Source organism: Allobosea sp. P2_B12 (assembly GCF_056404835.1).
Genome location: NZ_JBFUDG010000001.1, coordinates 360287 through 377455 on the forward strand (window position 1 = coordinate 360287; position 17169 = coordinate 377455).

Consider the following 17169-nt stretch of genomic DNA (forward strand, 5'->3'; position numbering starts at 1 on the left):
CCGTTCAGTTCGCCGGCTTCAGCCGTATGAACATGTAGCGGGAGTTGCCCCAGTTCGTGACCGGGTTCGCGTAGGGATCATCGGAGGTCGGGTAGCCGGTCCAGTAGGTCTGATCCATCGCGGTGAAGACATTGTAGGCCATCAGCGGGATAATCGGCATTTCGCGCGTCATCAGCTTGACGTAGTCGCGGCCGAGCTCGACACCCTTGGGATCGTCGAAGTCGATCTTGCGGATATCTTCGATGATCTTGTCGAGTTCCGGATGCGTCCAGCGCTGCCAGTTGCGCAACGGCTGCGGCTTGCCGGGCTCGGCGACGAACTGGGAATGCCAGCTGTCCATGAAATAGGACAAGTCCTGATGTCCGCCCCAGGTCTCGACGCTCCAGCCGATGAAGCTGTCGAAATCGCCGGCTGCGCGCCGCGTTACCAGCGTGCCCTGCGCGACGTCGATGCGCGCATCGATGCCGGCCTGCTTCCATTGCTGCACGATCATCGTGCCGGCGCGCGTCATCACCGGCCGCAGATCGCCCTCGACCATCAGCCGGACCACGAAGGGCTTGCCGTCCGGTGTCATCCACTGGTTGCCTTGTTTGCGGAAACCGGCGCGCGTCAGCAATTCGCCGGCCGCCGCGACATTGGTCTTCCACCAGCCGAGGCCGAAGGAATTGCCGATCACCGCCGGATCGGAAGGAATCTGATCACCCATCGACGGACGCAGCATCTCGGCGATCTGCTTGCCGACCGTCGGGTCGTAAGGCTTGACCTTGCTCTTGCCGGTATCGATCTCGAAATCCTTGAGCCAGGCCTCCATCGGCTTGTGATAGGCCTCCGGATGGATGCCGGTCGGCGGCACGGCGATCGCCGAGATGGTCGCGGCGCCGCGATAGGCCGCCATCGACACCGCTTTGACGTCGATCATCAGCGCCAGCGCCCAGCGCACGTCGCGGTTCTTGAGGTTCTCGTTCTGGGTATTGAAGATGACTGCCGGCAGGGTCGGGTCCGGATGGCCATAGGGAAAGCCCTTGAACCAGGCGCGCGTGCCCTTGTCCTGCTTCGCCAGCGTGAACATGCCCTCGGGTGCGATGTCATGGATGACGTCGAGCTCATGGTTGAGCTGGGCGATGACGCGCTTGTCGGGTGGGCCGGGATCGACATAGGCGAGGTATTTCGGCCCGGGCTTGCCGAGGCTGCCGAGCGAGGTGCGCTGCCAATCCTCGCGCAATTGCCAGATGTACCATTTTCCGTCGGGGTCGAAGGAGTGCAGCGTATAGGCGCCGAGCGTGACCGGCTTGTTGAAGTCGAACTTCGCGGGGTCCTCGACCTTGTCGAAGACGTGTTTCGGCAGGATCCAGACCGCCCCCCAACGCACCGTGAAATTGGTGTGGAAGCGGGAATTCGGCTTCTTCAGCTTGAAGATCACCGTTTCGGCGTCGGGCGCCTCGACAGAGGCGACGTTGTTCGCCAGCACGGCGGAGAAGCGCATGTTTGCGTTCTTGACCTGGATGTCGACCGTGGCCTTGACGTCGGCGGAACTGAACTCCACGCCGTCGCTCCAGAACAGACCGCGCCGGAGCTTGACCCGCATCTCCGTGAAGTCGGCATTGTAAACAGGCTTGTCGGCGGCGAGCGAATTGTACCAGGGGCCGTCGAGGCCTTTCTCGGGGTCGATGTACCAGAGGGTGTCGAGCGCCGCCTGTTGCAGCCCGTTGGACTGGCTGCCGGCGTTGATCGCCCAGATGTTGAACCAGCCGGCGTTCTTGATCGTCCCTTCCGGGTTCTCGAGGATCAGGAGTTCCTTCCGCGGAATGTTCTGCGGAATGCCCTGGGCTGTTGCAGGCGTCGGCGAGAACGGTATTGCGAGCGCAAGCAGCGCAGCCGCAAGCAGCCAGGCGCGTAAACGCGTCATCGTCACCTCCCTGAAAACGGGGCGTTTATCGCCCTTCGTATCCGGGAGCTTATGTGGTGCCCAATAACAGGGCAACGACAGATGTGATCTATATCAGAAGGTTAGATATTGATATGGTAAGCAATTGATTTCACGAGAAAATCTGTGCGACTGCTAGTGAACGAATCGGGTCGGCACAGCGCGGGAACAGTGTGGCTTCAGGCCTGTACACCTCTCCTCTTTCAGGAGCTTCGAGACCGTCTTCCCTAAAAAAGGCGCGCGCCGATCTCGCTCGCTCCTACGTAGCCAAGACTTCTTCTGCCTACCTATAAGGCTTCAGAAGGCTCACCGCGACCGATGCATTCGTGATGTCCCCGCGACGAACATTGGCCGGTGTCGTTTGGACGAATCTAAAGCCAGGATCGTTCGTGCAGGCAAGGCTCGCTATATCGGCGCATCCTCGATGTACGCGTGGCAGTTCATGAAGGCGCTGGGCTGCAGCGCCAGCACGGCTGGGCGCGCTTCGTCTCGATGCAGAACCATCTGAACCTTCTCTACCGCGAGGAGGAGGGGGAGATGTTCCCGCTCTGCATCTCGGAAGGGATAGGCGTCGTCCCTTGGTCACCGCTTGCATGAGGGCGGTTGACCCGCCCCTGGGAGGATACGCCGTCCACGGCCCGCGCCGCGGCCGATGAGGTCGGGAAGGTCTTCTACGCGAAGGCCCAGGAGGCGGACCGCATGGTCGTCGGCCGCGTTGGCGAGATCGCGGAAGCGCGCGGCATTTCACGCGCGCAGATCGCGCTGGCTTGGCTGCTCCACAAGAAGGGGGTCACGGCTCCTGTCGTTGGCGCGACGAAGATGAGCCAGCTTGACGATGCACTGGCGGCCATGGATGTGACGCTCAGCACCAGCGAGGTCCATTCTCTCGAGGAACTCTACACGCCCCATCTCCTGTCGGGATACGAGTGAGAGATGCGCGGGTCGAAAGGCTGCGCTTCGTCTCATGCCTTGAATTGCTTCGCCAGTGCTTCGGTCGCCTTGACCAGCATCGCGGCATCGACGCCGACGGCGGTGAAGAGCGTCCCGAGTTCGATGCAGCGCGCGGCGAAAGCGTTGTCGGGCGTCAGAATGCCGGCGGGTTTCCCCGTGGCCTTGATCCGGGCGATGGCGCTCTCGATCAGCGCTGCCACGTCGGGATGGCCGGGCTGGCCGATATGGCCGAGGCTGGCGGCAAGATCGGCGGGGCCAATGAAGACGCCGTCCACCCCATCGACCGAGGCGATGGCTTCAAGATTGTCGAGCGCTTCCTGCGTCTCGACCTGGACCAGCAGGCAGAGCTCTTCCTCCGCGCGCTTGCCGTAGTTTGCGACGCGGCCGAACCGTGTCGCCCGCGTCACGCCGGAGACGCCGCGAACCACCCCCACGCACGCCCGGACCAAGAAGTTCCTCGGCGAAATCCTGCGTCAACACTGATCCACTACATCCAGTCCGGAGCCCATGATGAGCCGCCTCGTATACATCCTCAACGGACCCAACCTGAACCTGCTCGGCAAGCGCCAGCCGGAGATCTACGGCCACGTCACACTTGCTGATGTCGAGGCGGAATGCCGAGCACTAGCGAGCGAACTGAAGCTTGAGATCAAGTTCTACCAGAGCAACCGGGAGTACGAGGTCATCGACTGGATCCATGCCGCCCGCGAAGAGGCGGCCGGCATCGTCATCAACCCCGCCGCCTTCACGCACACATCGCTTGCCATCCTCGACGCGCTCAACACGTTCGAAGGGGCCGTCATCGAGGTGCACATCTCGAACGTCCACAAGCGCGAGGCCTTCCGCCACCACTCCTACGTATCGCTGCGCGCCGATGGGGTCATCGCCGGCTGCGGCACCCAGGGCTACGCGCTGGGGCTGCGACGGGCCGGACAGATCATTGATGGCAAGGCGGCCTGACCGCCGATGGGATCGGATGAGGCGATCGGACAAAGGGCGATGGCATGACCCTCGTGAACCTCGCGGTGATGGGCGCCGGTCTGATTGGCAAACGCCATGCCGAACACGTCGCGGTGGAACCAGGCATCAACCTCTCGGCGATCATCGACCCCTCGACAATCGGGCGCGATCTCGCCGAGAGGCTCGGCACGCGCTGGTATGCGAGCTTTGACGAGCTCGCGGCGACCAGCAAGCCTGACGGCATCATCATCGCGACGCCCAATCAGCTTCACGTCCAAAACGGCCTGGAGGTGGTCGCCGCCGGGGTGCCCGTCATCGTCGAGAAGCCGATCGCAGACGACGTCGCAGGCGCGACTGCCTTGGTCGAGGCTGCGGAGAAGGCAGGCGTTCCCCTGCTCGTAGGTCATCACCGTCGCTATAACCCGTTGATCCGGAAGGCGAAGGAGATCGTCGACTCCGGGCGGCTTGGCACCATTCTCGCGCTCGCTGGCCAATTCTGGCTGATGAAACCGGACGACTACTTCGACATCGGCTGGCGGCGGGAAGCTGGCGCCGGCCCGGTATTCCTGAACCTGATCCACGACATCGACCTGTTCCGCTATTTGTGCGGCGAGATCGTCTCGGTCCAGGCCCATGAATCCAACGCCGTTCGCGGCAACGCCGTCGAGGAGACGGCGGTCATCCTGCTGCGGTTCGCGAGCGGCGCGCTCGGCACGGTCAACGTGTCGGATTCCGTCGTGGCGCCGTGGAGTTGGGAGATGACGACGGGCGAGAATCCCGCTTATCCGGAGCAGGACCAGTCCTGCTACCATATCGGTGGGCCGCACGGCTCCCTGACGATCCCGCAACTCGAGCTCTGGTCCAACTCGGGGAAACGCAGTTGGTGGGAACCGTTGGTCAGCGAGCGCGTACCCTACGCTCCAGACGATCCGCTCAAGGTCCAGATCCGGCACTTCTGCGAAGTCATACGAGGCTCCGCGACGCCGATCGTCTCGGGCCGTGAGGGTCTCAACACGCTGAAGGTCATCGACGCCGTCAAGCGATCGGCCGCCAGTGGCACGATGGTCACGATCGATTGAAGGACATGTATCATGAATGACCCGATCTCTCGGCCACTGCGCCTCGGCGTGCTGGGGGCTGCCAACATCGCCCGCGCGTTCACCAGCGGCGTCGCCTCCTCACAAGCTGTGACAGTGGTAGCCGTCGCCAGCCGAGACGCGGGGAAGGCCGAGCGCTTCGCGCAGGAATGCGGCATTCCCAGGTTCCACGGCTCCTATGATGCCTTGCTCGCTGATCCGGAGATCGACGCGATCTACAATCCGCTGCCGAATTCACTCCATGCCGAATGGTCGATCCGGGCCTTAGAGGCCGGCAAGCATGTACTCTGCGAGAAGCCGCTGGCGATGAATGCCGCCGAGGCGCGGGCCATGTTCGCCGCGGCGCGCCAGGCTGGGCGCCATCTCGTGGAGGCCTATCCCTACCGGGCCCAGGCGCAAACGCTGAAGCTCAGCGCATTGCTGAAGGAAGGCGCCATCGGCAAGGTCCAGCTGATCCGGTCGAGCTTCGGTGTTGCCTTCTCGGACCCGGCCAACATCCGCCTGAAGCCAGAGGTTGGCGGGGGCTCCCTGCTCGACGTAGGCAGCTACGCCGTCAGCCTCGCTCTGCTCGTCGCCGGTGAGCGTCCTGATCGGGTCAGCGCAGTCGCGCGGTGGAGCGAGACTGGCGTCGACATGAGCGTCGCGGCGACGCTCGAATTTCCCGGCGGCGCTCTCGCCCAGGTCTCCAGCAGCTTCGCCACGGCCTATCACCGCCACGCCCTGATTGCGGGCGATCGAGGCACGATCGAGACAACATATCTCAACCATCCGCCTGCCGGCGGGCCACCGATCCTGACGATCAGGCGCGGCACAACAGTCGCTGCCGTGCCCGAGATCATCGAGGTCCCGCCCGGCAACGGCTTCCTGGCCGAAGTCGAGTCGTTTCAGCGCCTCGTCACTCAAGGCGAAGCGCATTGGACGGGCGCGACGCCGGCCCAGTCCATAGATATCGCGCTGACGCTCGACGCGATCGCGCTGAGCGCTCGCTCTGGCACGGCCATCAGGATCGAAGTCTGATCCGGAGCGCGCATTCCCATCCCCTGAAAGCACCGTTCCCATGATCCGCGGCACCACGAAGCTCATCGCTCATCTCGGCCACCCGACCGAATCCTTTCGGGCGCCGATGATCTACAATCCCTATTTCGAAAAACACGGCATTGATGCCGTCGTGGTCCCGATGGGATGCAAGGCGCGGGATTATCCGGCCTTTCTCAAGCTTCTGTTCAGGCTCTCCAACATCCATGGCGCGCTCGTCACCATGCCGCACAAGATCACGACGATCGCGCTGCTCGACGAGGTGCTGACGACGGCGAAGATCGCCGGTTCGTGCAATGCGATCCGCCTGGGGCCAAACGGAACGCTCGTCGGCGATATGTTCGACGGTGAGGGGTTCGTCCGCGGTGCCGTGCGCAAGGGACGCTGGCGGATACCGTTGATAAAGTCGTCGTTGCCTCGGGTACGAAGTTCTGATTCAGTCGTCTTTGGGCAGAGGGCGGCGCGATAATGGGCGAGCGGCAAGTGGCGCAAGAGGCGCTGTTCTACGAGTTCAGCCTGGAGCGTCACGTCCCGGCTGATCATTGGGCGCGAGCCATCGACCGGTTCGCAGAACTCTCGGATATCTCAGGCTGAAGCTTGGTGCTGCCTCGGCCGAGCAGGCGCTGCGTGCCTATCGCGACCGGCATCGCAGTTCGCGCGTTCAGCCGAGGAGTGCGTTCGCATAGGTCTGGCCCGAACCGTTGATATGCGAGGTCATCAACGTTTCGAGCCCAGCGAAGTCGCCGGCCTCGAAGAAGCGCAGCAGCGATCGATGCTCCTCGAAGGACCGCGGTGTCTGCACGTCGATCGGCGCACTGAGGTTGGTCCGCAGCGCCGCGATCCGGCCGCCCACGAGCCGATAGGATTCCTGCAGATAGCGATTGCCGCAATGGTTGAAGAAGGCCTCGTGGAAGGCCGTGTCGGCATGGCCATAGGCGACATTGTCCCTGGCTTTCAGGGCTCGCTCCATGTCGGCGATGGCCGCTCCGATCTCGGCGACGGCGGCGTCCGGGTCATGATGATGGGCGAGTTCGGCCGCCTTCGGTTCGAGGATGATCCGGAACTGGCAGATCGTGGCGATGTCCTCGGCGTCGGGGCTGAAGACGAAGCTGCCGACCTGAGGCCTGATCACCACCAGCCCCTGCAATTGCAGCTGGTTCAGCGCTTCGCGCACCGGCGTCCGGCTGACGCCGAAGGACTGCGCCAGCGTCTCCTCAGCGATGATTGCACCGAGCGGCAGCTCGCCCTCGATGATCGCCTGGCGCAGCCGCCCGACGACCTTCTGGGCCAGCGACTTGCGTGGATCGAGCTTGAACGACTGCATGCCTTTGTTCCGGACGCTGCGACGGAAAGCGTCGTCTGAAATGCCTCGGGCGGTCCGTGGCTGCAACGGCACAGCCACGGTTCCGTCCAAGACCTCTTAGGCCAGCCCGGTCACGCCGGAAAGTAGCAGGCGACGCCCTTCGCGCGGGCTCAGCTGCCCCTGATCCGCTTCAGGTCGCCGAGCACGAGATCGAGCGCCTCGCGGCCGATCGAGGCGGAATGACGCTCATAAATAACCTTGAGCTTGTCGCGCACGCGCAGGGTCTCGGCCGGCGAGATCTCGTTGACCTGCATGCCGCTCGCCTTGAGGTTGGCGAGGCTTTCGTCTGACTTCACCCGGTTGACCTTGCGCTGCTCGGCCTGGCCGACCGCCGCGCATTCCTTCAGCACGCTTTGCTCTGCCGGCGAGAGCCCGTCCCAGATTTTCTTGGAGAACAGCACCAGCGTCGGGCTGTAGGCGTGCTTGGTCAGGGTCAGATACTTCTGCACCTCGTAGAATTTCATGTTCTCGATGTTGTTGTAGGGGTTTTCCTGTCCGTCGACGGTCTTGGTCTCCAGCGCCGAATAGACCTCCGAGAACGCCAACGGCACGGCGTTGCTGCCGAGCTCCTTGAAGGTGTCGATGAAGATGGTGTTCTGCATCACCCGCATCTTCACGCCCTGGAAATCCTCGGCCTTGGTGATCGGCCGGCGCGAATTGGTGGTGTGCCGGAAGCCGTTTTCCCACCAGGAGAGGTTGACGACGCCCACGGCCGGCAGCTTGTCGGAGAACCAGGCGCCGGTCTTGCCGTCGAGCAGTTGGTCGGCCTCCTTCTCGTCGTTGAACAGGAACGGCAGGTCGAACACGCCAAGCGCGGGAATGATCGAGGTCAGCGGCGCGGTCGAGGTCAGCACCATGTCGAGCGAGCCGGTTCGCACGCTCTGCGTCGCTGTCAGGTCGTTGCCGAGCGCGCCATCCCAGAAGGGCTGGATCTTCATCTTGCCGCCGGATTTCGCCAGCGTGCAGGCGCCCATGGCGGCAAGGCCGTTGCCCATGGGGTGTTCCTTGCTGACGCCGTTCGAGACGCGGAAATTGCGATCCTGGAACTGGGCGCTCGCCGGCTGCGCGCCGGCAAACAGCGCTGCCGCGATCAGCGTGGCGGGCAGCAGAGTCTTGATGATGGTATTGGACGTTTCGACAGGCTTGGACATTTCTTGTTTCCTCCCTTTGTTGTGCAGGCGTCTTGTTCTTGCGGGTGCCTCGATCAGCGGCTCGTCAGCCAGGCGAGCGGAACCATCACCAGTTCCGGGAACAGCACGAGCAGGAACAGCACGATCAGCTCCGCCCACAGAAACGGCCACAGCCCTTTCATCAGGTCGTTCATCGAGATGTTGGCGACGCCGCACATCACGTTCAGCACGATGCCGACCGGCGGCGTGATCAGTCCGATGGCGTTGTTCATGATGAAGAGGACGCCGAAATAGACCGGGTCGATGCCGGCCTGCTTGATCACCGGCATCAGCACCGGCGTCAGGATCATCAGCGTCGGCGCGAAATCGAGCGCCGTGCCGACGACCACCACGATCGCCATGATGACGAACATCAACAGGATCTTGTTGTGCATGAACGGGCTCAGCATCGCCGAGACCTGGGCGGGCAACTCCGACATGGTGATCAGCCAGGCCGAGATCAGCGCGGTCGCAATCAGGAAGACCACGACCGAGGTGCTCTTCGCCGCCTGGACCAGGATCGGATAGAGCTGGCGCAGCGGCAATTCGCGATAGACGAAAGCGCCGATGACGAAAGCGTAGACGCAGGCCGCGACGCCCGCCTCGGTCGGCGTGAAGATGCCGAACTTCATGCCGCCGATGATGCCGAGCGGCATCAGCAGCGCCCAGATCCCGTCGAGGCCGGCGCGCAGGCGCAAACCCCAGCCCTGGCGCGGCAGCATCGCAACCTTGTCGCGCCGCGCCACCCAGGCCCAGGCGACGACCAGCGAGAGGCCCATCATCAGCCCGGGCACGATGCCGGCGAGGAAGAGCTTGCCGATCGAGACATTGGCGATGACGCCGAAGACAATCAGGCCGATCGAGGGTGGGATGACCGGGGCGATCACGCCGCCGGCCGCGATCAGCCCGGCCGAGCGAGGCACGTCGTAGCCGGCCTTGCGCATCATCGGGATCAACAGCGCGCCGATTGCGGCTGCATCGGCCGCCGCGCTGCCCGAGATCGCCGCCATCACCACCGAGGCGAAGATCGCAACGAAGCCGAGCCCGCCGCGGACATGACCGACGAAGGCGAGCGCGAAGGTGACGATGCGCTTGGAGATACCGCCCGCATTCATCAATTCGCCGGCCAGCATGAAGAAGGGGATGGCGAGCAGGGGAAAGCTGTCGGCGCCCTCGATCAGCTTCTGCGACAGGATCGTGGTGTCGACATTGCCCTGCATCAGCATCAGCGCCACCGCGCAGACCAGCAGCGCGAACGCGATCGGCATACCGAGCGCCATGGCGCCCAGCAGCGAGGCCGTAAAGACGACGACGGTCATGGACGCGCCTCCTTGTGGCCTGGCGCGTGCGGGATTTCTTCGCTCTCGCTGATGTCGATCAGCTCATCGTCCCGGATCTTGCCGATCGCGACCCGCCAGAGCTTGGCGAGCGTATGCAGGCCGATGCCGAGCGCGGAGACATAGGCGACGCCGAAGACCCAGATCATCGGCAGTCCGGTCACGGGCGCCGCCGTCGTGGCGTTGATCTCGTGCTGGCGCCAGGTGCCCCAGAACAGCATGATGCAGCAGGCCAGGATCAGGCATTGGCTGAGCGCAAAGCAGATCAGCTGGCCGCGCCGCGACAGGGCCCGCAGCACAGCGTCCATGCCCAGATGCGTGCCGTCGCGCATGGCGACGACCGCACCGATGAAGGTCAACCAGACAAAACAGAAGCGCGACAGCTCTTCCGAGACAACGATGCCGGAATTGAAGACATAGCGCAGCACGACATTGCCGAAGACCATCAGCACCATCGCCAGCAGCAGCAGAGCCAGCAGCGCCTCGACGAGTTTGTAGCCGCGCGCCAGCATCAGATCACCTTGCCGGGGTTGAGCAGGTTGTCGGGATCGAGCGCTGCTTTCAGCGTCCGCATCAGCGCGATTTCCGGCTCGCTGCGGGCATGGCCGAGCCATTGTTTCTTCATCGTTCCGATGCCGTGCTCGGCCGAAACGCTGCCGCCCATCTCGCGGACGAGGCCGTAGATGATCGCATCCATCGCAGCCTTGGGCTGCTGCTCGATGGAGAGCCCCGGCACCCAGGCGACCAGATGCAGGTTGCCGTCGCCGATATGCCCGTAATAGACGCTGTCGCAGCCGGGAATGCCCGCACTCAGCGCCGCCTTGCAGCGCGTCACGAAAGCGTCCATGCGCGCCACGACGAGGCCGATGTCGTAGGAGACATGCGGGCCGAGCGCCTGGCCGAATTCGGCGCAAGCGTCGCGCACCTGCCAGAAGGCTAGCGTCTGCGCATGTGACTGGGCGATGGCCGCGTCGGCAAGAACGCCGCGCTCCATCATGCCCTCGAGCCAAGCCTCGAAGCGAGTGCTATCGGCTGCCTCGTCGGAGCCATGCGTCTCGACTAGCACATAAAAGCCATGCCCGGCGCCGACCGGAGCCCGCACGCCAACGCGCTCCGTTACGACTTGCCAATAATCCGGCCACATCACCTCGAAGGCCGACAAGATCGGCCCCAGCCCCTCTCGCGCCCCGCTAAGCAGCGTCACGACGGCATCGTAGTCGGCGAGCGTGCAAAGCGCGGCCATGGTCGAGCGCGGCTTCGGGAACAGCCGCAGCACGACGCGGGTGATGATGCCGAGCGTGCCCTCCGAGCCGATGAAGAGGTGCTTCAGATCATAGCCGGCATTGTTCTTCAGCAGCTTATTCAGATTGGTGACGACCGTGCCGTCGGCCAGCACGACCTCGAGCCCGAGCACGAGCTCGCGCGTCATGCCGTAGCGGATGACCCGGTTGCCGCCGGCATTGGTCGAGAGATTGCCGCCGATCGCGCAGGAGCCGCGCGAGCCGAGATCAAGCGGGAACAGGAAGCCGGCCGCATCGGCCGCGTTCTGGATCGCCTCCAGCGGTGTGCCGGCTCTCACCGTCATCGTGGCGCTGGCCGCGTCGATCTCCTCGATGCCGGTCATGCGCTCAAGCGAGATCGCGACCCAACCCGCTTCGGGCGTCGCGCCGCCGCACAGCCCGGTCATGCCGCCCTGCGGCACGAAGGGCAGGCCCGCCGCCCGACATGCGGCGATCGCCTGGGAAACTCCTGCCGCATCCACGGGCCGCACGACGGCCAAAGGCCGGCAGGGGAGCTGAACGCTCCAGTCGTTGTAGTTGCGCGCAGGGACATCGGCTCCGATCAAGACGGCTTGCGCCCCGAGTCCGGCCTTCAGGTCCTTGAGCACATCCTCCGCACGCCGGGATTGATTCATCGCATGCATCGCGCGATCATTCTCTTGTATGTAAGGCACATCATGTAAACGGACAAGCTGCATGCCGTCAAGGAGGCGCTCCGCCAGGACCTGTTCCGGCGCTGATACGACGTCAGGACGCGCCTCAAGGGGCTTACCAACGAACGCCGCCGGTTCGGCTATCGGCGGTCCTTGCCATCGTCGACATGCTCGGCAAGACCGTTACGCTGCCGAGGCCGCCACGGCGGATCGAGCTGCCCGAAGCGCGTGACAACTGACGATGGCGCTGTCCACCCCCGGCCGGCCGAGTTCGTCGTCGGCTGACCCCTTCGACAGCGATCTGCCGCGAGACGCCTTCGAGCACTCGGCCGGCCCTGCGAGAAGGCGATGGTGAGCGAGAGCTAGGGCTCGGACCCATAAAGTGGTTGGCATCGCCGGCTCGGCGTGATTCACGGCTTCCAGGAGGAAGCACGGATGAATCGGGATCGTTTCTGGCTCACGGACGCGTAATTTGCGCGGATGGAGCCGCATCTGCCGACGGATACGCGTGGCAAGCCGCGTGTTGACGACCGCCGTGTGATCAGCGGCATCGTCCATGTCTTGAAGTCTGGCGGGCGGTGGATCGATGCGCCGCCTGACTATGGGCCACGCAAGACGCATCTCACAACCGCTACGTCCGCTGGGCCGCCAAGGGCGTCTGGATCGATCTCTTCCATGCTCTGGCAAGCGCTGGCGGTCCCCCGGCCCAGGTGCTCATCGACTCCTCTGCCGTGAAGGCGCACCGCTCGGCCTCGGGTGGAAAAGGGGGGAGCGCAACCAAGCCATCGGCCGCTCGCGCGGCGGGCGCACGACCAAGATCCACGCGCTGGCCGATCGCGACTGCCGGCCCATCGCCTTCCTGCTCACCGGAGGCCAAGTCGCTGATTGCACGGCGGGATCGGCTCTGCTGAAGCAGATGCCGCCCGCCCGCCTCATCCATGGTGACAAGGGCTACGACAGCAACGCCATCCGCCGGCAGGTCGAGGAGAGCGGCACGAGGCCTAATATCCCGCCCAAGGCCAACCGGCGCTGGAAGAACTGCTTCTCGCCGGTCCTCTACCGCGACCGAAACGCCATCGAGCGCATGTTCTGCCGCCTCAAGGATTTCCGCCGCGTCGCAACCCGATACGACCGCAACGCCGTCAACTTCCTCGCAGCCGTCTGCATCGCCGCAACCGTCAGCTACTGGTTATGAGTCTCGACCCTAGTGCCGACGACGTGCATTTGCTTTTTACCACCCGTCGGACAGCGGTCGGACAGGGCGGAGCAAATTCGTAAACCCGTCATTTCAGAGGTAATTCAGATCGAAGCGTGATCCATCGTGTTTCAAAATGCCCGCGGGGTACCGAGCGGGATCTTTGTGGACCGGTCTACTCTAAGCTGAATTCCTGTTATTTTTCAACGAAATGCTTTAAATTCGAAATCAAGAGGGATCGCTAAGTGGTATATGTAGGGCGTGACTACTCGTGATAAATAATCATCAAGCATGCTTAAGCTTGTACGATACACCACAATCCCGCCTTATCATGGATTCCGCATCGTGAATTTCGTCATATCGCATCGCTCAGATGACCCCGATCACCAGCCAGAAAGCAGCTCTCCGAGCGTGTCGCCTCGTTCGTGAGCCGAGCCATCATACCAGGAGGGATCGGTAGAGCTCCCAGTATCGATCTGCCATGCGATCCACCGTGAAGCGCGCGGCGACCGATGCCCGGCAAGCGGCACGATCGATCTCGCCAACGCGGCCGATCGCCTCGACGGCTTCATCGACGCTGTCAACCAGGAAGCCGGTCACGCCATGCTCGATCAATTCCGGCATCGAGCCGCGCTTGGAGGCGATGACCGGGGTGCCGCAAGCCAGCGCCTCCACAACCGACAACCCGAACGGCTCCTCGAAATTGACGAGGTGGAGTAGCGCCCGCGCCGAGCCCAGGGTTTTCGTGCGGACGGCTCCGCCGATCGGGCCAAGATAATCCACGGAACGACCGTCGAGCGCAGGCGCAACATGCTCGGCGTGATAGTCCTGATCCTGGATGATGCCGGCCATGACGAGCCGCCGGCCTGCGCGGCGTGCGGCTGCGATCGCTTCAGCTGCGCCCTTGTCAGGATGGATGCGGCCAAAGAAGAGCAGGTCTTCGCCCCCATCCGGATCGAACGGAAAGCCCTCCAGCCCGATCCCGTGATGGATCGTCGCCGCATAGCGCAGATTCGGGTGCCTATCGGCATCGCTGATCGCGACATAGTGGACGCGATCCTCATAGGCCTTGAATGCCGGCAGGATGCGGTCCGAGGAGAAGCCGTGGATCGTCGTCACGACCGGCGTTTCCACCAGTCGCGAGAACGCCAACGGCACGAAATCGGCGTGATTGTGAATCAGATCGAACTCGCCAGCGCGCTCGAAGACATGCGCGACGTGGAGCATCTCCCAGACCTTGGCGTCGATGCTAGGGTCTTCGGAATAGGGCGCCGGGCAGACACCAGCCAGCGTACCCGCCGTCAGGCTGTCCCTGGTGGCGAACAGGGTGACGTCGACGCCCCGCGCGACCAGCGCCTCGGTCAACAGGCTCGTCACCAGCTCCCATGGACCGTAATGGCGTGGCGGGGTGCGCCAGGAGATCGGCGCCAGCATGGCGATACGCAAACGGTCGTCCTTTCTTGGCTCGCGATCAGGCTGCGAGGATCACGCCCTCATCCGCCCGCAGCAGCAGCACATTATTTTCAAATAGCGCCGCCTCGCCGCTCGCCGACAGGATCGGCCGGGGGGCGCTTGTCCAGCTCGGCAATTCCAGGTGCTGTGCGCTTGTCCCAAGATTGAGCGCCACGATCACTCGTTGCGCCTCGTATCGGCGCTCATAGGCGAGCACATCGCCCGCGGAGTCCAGCAATGTGAACTCACCGATTGCCAATGCCGGATGCTCACGCCGGAGCGCCAGCAAGTGGCGATAGAGCGTCAGGATCGACGCCGGTTCGTCCGCCATCCCCACAGCATTGCGCATCGGCCAGTCGGCATTGAGCGGCAGCCATGGCGAGACCTGGCTGAAGCCGGCATTCGCGCTCGCATCCCACGGCATCGGCGTCCGAACCGGATCGCGGCCCAGACCGAGCCCGGGCTCGCGCAATTCGCGCGGGTCCTGAAGCTGCTCGGGCGGAACCACGACATCGCTCAGGCCCAATTCGTCGCCGTAATAGAGAGTGGGCGTGCCTCGCAGCGTCAGCAGGAGCATCGCGGCAACACGAGCCTGAGCCTCTCCACGCTTGCTGGCGATGCGCGGGCGGTCGTGATTGCCAAGCACCCAGTTTGGCCAGCCGCCCGGCGGTAGAACCGCCTCATAATTGGCGATCAGGGCTGCAAGCGCACGCGCCCGCCATGGCGCGTCGATGAGCTGGAAGTTGAAAGGCAGTTGCACCTCCGCCCGCGCCCCGCCGTAATAGTCCATCAGCCGTTCGACCGGCAGGTAGATCTCGCCGATCAGCAGGCGCTCGCCTTGTCCTCTCGTTCCATAGCCGTCAGCGACGGCGCGCATCTCGGCGGCGATCGCATGGATTTCGGGCTGGTCGGTCGAATGGAGCTGGAGCAGGCGGTGCATATCGCCCATGGCGGGCCGATAGGCCGGGTTTGGCGGATTGTCGGGGAAGTCCGCCGCCTTGATCATGTGCCAGAGCACGTCGATGCGGAAACCGTCGACGCCGCGATCGAACCAGAAGCGCATCGCGTCATACATCGCCGTGCGCACAGCCGAATTGCGCCAATTGAGATCCGGCTGCTCCTTCAGGAAGGCGTGGTAGTAATACTGGCCGGTGGCTTCGTCCCACTCCCAGGCCGAGCCGCCAAAATCGCTGATCCAGTTGTTGGGCGGTCCGCCGCCGGGCGCGGGATCACGCCAAAGATACCAGTCCCGTTTCGGATTGTGGCGCGAGGAGCGGCTCTCGACGAACCATGGATGTTGGTCGGAGCTGTGGTTGGGCACGAAGTCGAGCACGAGCTTGAGCCCACACGCATGGGTCTGGGCCAGCAGGTCGTCGAAATCGGCAAGCGTGCCGAAACGTTGATCGATCCCACAATAATCGGCGACGTCGTAGCCGAAATCGGCCATCGGAGAAGGATAGATCGGCGAGATCCAGATCGCGTCGATGCCGAGGTCGACCAGATAGTCGAGCCGCCGCGCGATTCCCTTGAGATCGCCAATGCCATCGCCATTCGTGTCCTGGAAAGAGCGCGGATAGATCTGATAGATCACGCCCGCCTGCCACCACGGGACAGTCATGTGAACAGGGCTTTGGGCTTGCCGACAATCATAGTCGAGGCCTTCGAAATCCGAGGATTGCGAGGCGAAAACCTCGGCGGGGACACCGACAAGGCGCTACCGCTTCTCGTTCGCAACCCACATTGACTTACCATGAATATTAGCAGTTCTCACGTTTGATCTTGCATCAATTCGATGAATCGAGAAATTCATATCGATTTGGAACAAATTAACCCGCTGATTGTTGATTGCAAATGACCAATTCTATCTCGCTAAAAATAATCCGCCCCGCTCGCGGTTCCGGTGCCGTCGATCAGGCACCGAAACTGGGCAAGCTGGCCGTCCATCACGACATGGACCCAGCGCTCCCGGCAGATGCGCCGGAGAATGTCACCCGGAAGCGCCAGCAGTTGAAAGCAAGGGCCGTTGCAGGCCGCCATATCGACCAGGCGCTGTCCACGATACCGGCATCGGACGAGGCCAAGGCTTCGCGAAAGGCAAAGCTCATCGATCTGCCGTCCGGCACTCCGCCCAAGCGACGTCCTGTTTAGGAGGCCGCCTCCCCATTTGGCGGATCACCGCTCGACACACGTCGGCCGGTGCCCCACGTAAAGAGTTCGATCTCGGCCTCGGACATGATCCGAGCGCTCGGTAAGACATGGGCTTGGATATTGAGGAATGCGACCTCCGCCTGGGCGCGGGATTTCGAGTTCTCAGCCAGATGCTTTCTCCTGACTGGAGCATTTTCGATCGAAGCGACGTCCGTTTCGCGTGGAGAAAATGCGTAGAGACAAAGCGGTTGGCACCGGCGATCAAAGGCCACCGCCATGAAAAAGGCCAGGCGTGAACCTGGCCTTCCCGTGTTATTCGTCCTCGCCGCGATGCCAGTACATCCGTGGTCATCGGAAAGGTTGAATATTGGCTACGCCGCCTGCAGTTGCTCGGCGGACATCTTGCCGGATTTGTTGTCCTTGGCCATCTCGTAGCCAAGCTTCTGGCCTTCGACGATCTCGCGCATTCCAGCGCGTTCGACGGCAGAAATATGGACGAACACGTCCTGGCTGCCGTCATCCGGCTGAATGAAGCCGAAGCCCTTGGTGGAATTGAACCATTTCACTGTGCCAGTGGCCATAGCGAACTCTCCTTTTGATAATAT

13 protein-coding genes and 4 pseudogenes are annotated in these 17169 nt (G+C 63.2%); 7 read left to right on the top strand and 10 right to left on the bottom strand.

What is annotated here, in order from left to right:
- Positions 1-4: 4 nt before the first annotated feature.
- Positions 5-1906: an ABC transporter substrate-binding protein gene (locus tag AC1DYU_RS01770; protein WP_476790149.1), complete on the bottom strand. Its 1902-nt coding sequence runs from the start codon at positions 1904-1906 to the stop codon at positions 5-7.
- Between the two features lie 510 nt (positions 1907-2416).
- Here AC1DYU_RS01770 and AC1DYU_RS01775 point away from each other — a divergent pair.
- Positions 2417-2854, top strand: a pseudogene (locus tag AC1DYU_RS01775) (aldo/keto reductase).
- A gap of 32 nt (positions 2855-2886) precedes the next feature.
- Here AC1DYU_RS01775 and AC1DYU_RS01780 read toward each other — a convergent pair.
- Positions 2887-3300, bottom strand: a pseudogene (locus tag AC1DYU_RS01780) (aldolase/citrate lyase family protein); the annotation flags it as partial.
- 85 nt (positions 3301-3385) lie between these two features.
- Here AC1DYU_RS01780 and aroQ point away from each other — a divergent pair.
- The 4 genes and pseudogenes from aroQ to AC1DYU_RS01800 form a co-directional block, all read left to right on the top strand.
- Positions 3386-3835, top strand: a complete 450-nt coding sequence (aroQ, locus tag AC1DYU_RS01785) for a type II 3-dehydroquinate dehydratase (protein WP_476790697.1) — start codon at positions 3386-3388, stop codon at positions 3833-3835.
- 44 nt (positions 3836-3879) lie between these two features.
- On the top strand, positions 3880-4914 hold the full coding sequence (locus AC1DYU_RS01790; RefSeq protein WP_476790150.1) for a Gfo/Idh/MocA family protein: 1035 nt from the start codon (positions 3880-3882) through the stop codon (positions 4912-4914).
- A 12-nt stretch (positions 4915-4926) separates the two neighbouring features.
- Positions 4927-5949 carry a Gfo/Idh/MocA family protein gene (locus AC1DYU_RS01795; RefSeq protein WP_476790151.1) on the top strand — a complete coding sequence of 341 codons (1023 nt, stop codon included), beginning with the start codon at positions 4927-4929 and terminating at the stop codon, positions 5947-5949.
- Positions 5950-5989: 40 nt separating this feature from the next.
- A pseudogene (locus AC1DYU_RS01800) lies at positions 5990-6352 on the top strand (shikimate dehydrogenase family protein); the annotation flags it as partial.
- Positions 6353-6628: 276 nt separating this feature from the next.
- On the opposite strand, the gene AC1DYU_RS01805 reads toward AC1DYU_RS01800, so the two are convergent.
- The 5 genes from AC1DYU_RS01805 to AC1DYU_RS01825 form a co-directional block, all read right to left on the bottom strand.
- The gene (locus tag AC1DYU_RS01805; RefSeq protein ID WP_476790152.1) at positions 6629-7291 is read right to left on the bottom strand and encodes a GntR family transcriptional regulator; all 663 of its coding nucleotides are present in this window, start codon (positions 7289-7291) and stop codon (positions 6629-6631) included.
- A gap of 149 nt (positions 7292-7440) precedes the next feature.
- The gene (locus tag AC1DYU_RS01810; protein WP_476790153.1) at positions 7441-8481 is read right to left on the bottom strand and encodes a TRAP transporter substrate-binding protein; all 1041 of its coding nucleotides are present in this window, start codon (positions 8479-8481) and stop codon (positions 7441-7443) included.
- Between the two features lie 53 nt (positions 8482-8534).
- On the bottom strand, positions 8535-9818 hold the full coding sequence (locus AC1DYU_RS01815) for a TRAP transporter large permease (protein WP_476790154.1): 1284 nt from the start codon (positions 9816-9818) through the stop codon (positions 8535-8537).
- Positions 9815-10348, bottom strand: coding sequence for a TRAP transporter small permease (locus tag AC1DYU_RS01820; RefSeq protein WP_476790155.1), 534 nt, complete (start codon positions 10346-10348; stop codon positions 9815-9817). Before AC1DYU_RS01820 ends, AC1DYU_RS01815 begins: the two co-directional genes overlap by 4 nt.
- Positions 10348-11751, bottom strand: a complete 1404-nt coding sequence (locus AC1DYU_RS01825) for an FAD-binding oxidoreductase (protein WP_476790156.1) — start codon at positions 11749-11751, stop codon at positions 10348-10350. Before AC1DYU_RS01825 ends, AC1DYU_RS01820 begins: the two co-directional genes overlap by 1 nt.
- Positions 11752-12249: 498 nt before the next feature.
- On the opposite strand from AC1DYU_RS01825, the pseudogene AC1DYU_RS01830 reads away from it, so the two are divergent.
- Positions 12250-12964 (top strand): annotated as a pseudogene (locus AC1DYU_RS01830) (IS5 family transposase).
- Positions 12965-13402: 438 nt separating this feature from the next.
- Here the strand turns inward: AC1DYU_RS01830 and AC1DYU_RS01835 are convergent.
- Positions 13403-14410, bottom strand: a complete 1008-nt coding sequence (locus AC1DYU_RS01835) for a glycosyltransferase family 4 protein (RefSeq protein ID WP_476790157.1) — start codon at positions 14408-14410, stop codon at positions 13403-13405.
- Between the two features lie 25 nt (positions 14411-14435).
- Entirely contained in the window at positions 14436-16034 is a 1599-nt protein-coding gene (locus AC1DYU_RS01840; RefSeq protein WP_476790158.1) for an alpha-amylase family glycosyl hydrolase, read from the bottom strand.
- Positions 16035-16267: 233 nt separating this feature from the next.
- Between AC1DYU_RS01840 and AC1DYU_RS01845 the strand changes: the two genes are divergently transcribed.
- Positions 16268-16564, top strand: coding sequence for a hypothetical protein (locus tag AC1DYU_RS01845; protein ID WP_476790159.1), 297 nt, complete (start codon positions 16268-16270; stop codon positions 16562-16564).
- 371 nt (positions 16565-16935) lie between these two features.
- Here the strand turns inward: AC1DYU_RS01845 and AC1DYU_RS01850 are convergent, their stop codons facing one another.
- Positions 16936-17145: a cold-shock protein gene (locus AC1DYU_RS01850; RefSeq protein ID WP_476790160.1), complete on the bottom strand. Its 210-nt coding sequence runs from the start codon at positions 17143-17145 to the stop codon at positions 16936-16938.
- Positions 17146-17169 lie beyond the last annotated feature (24 nt).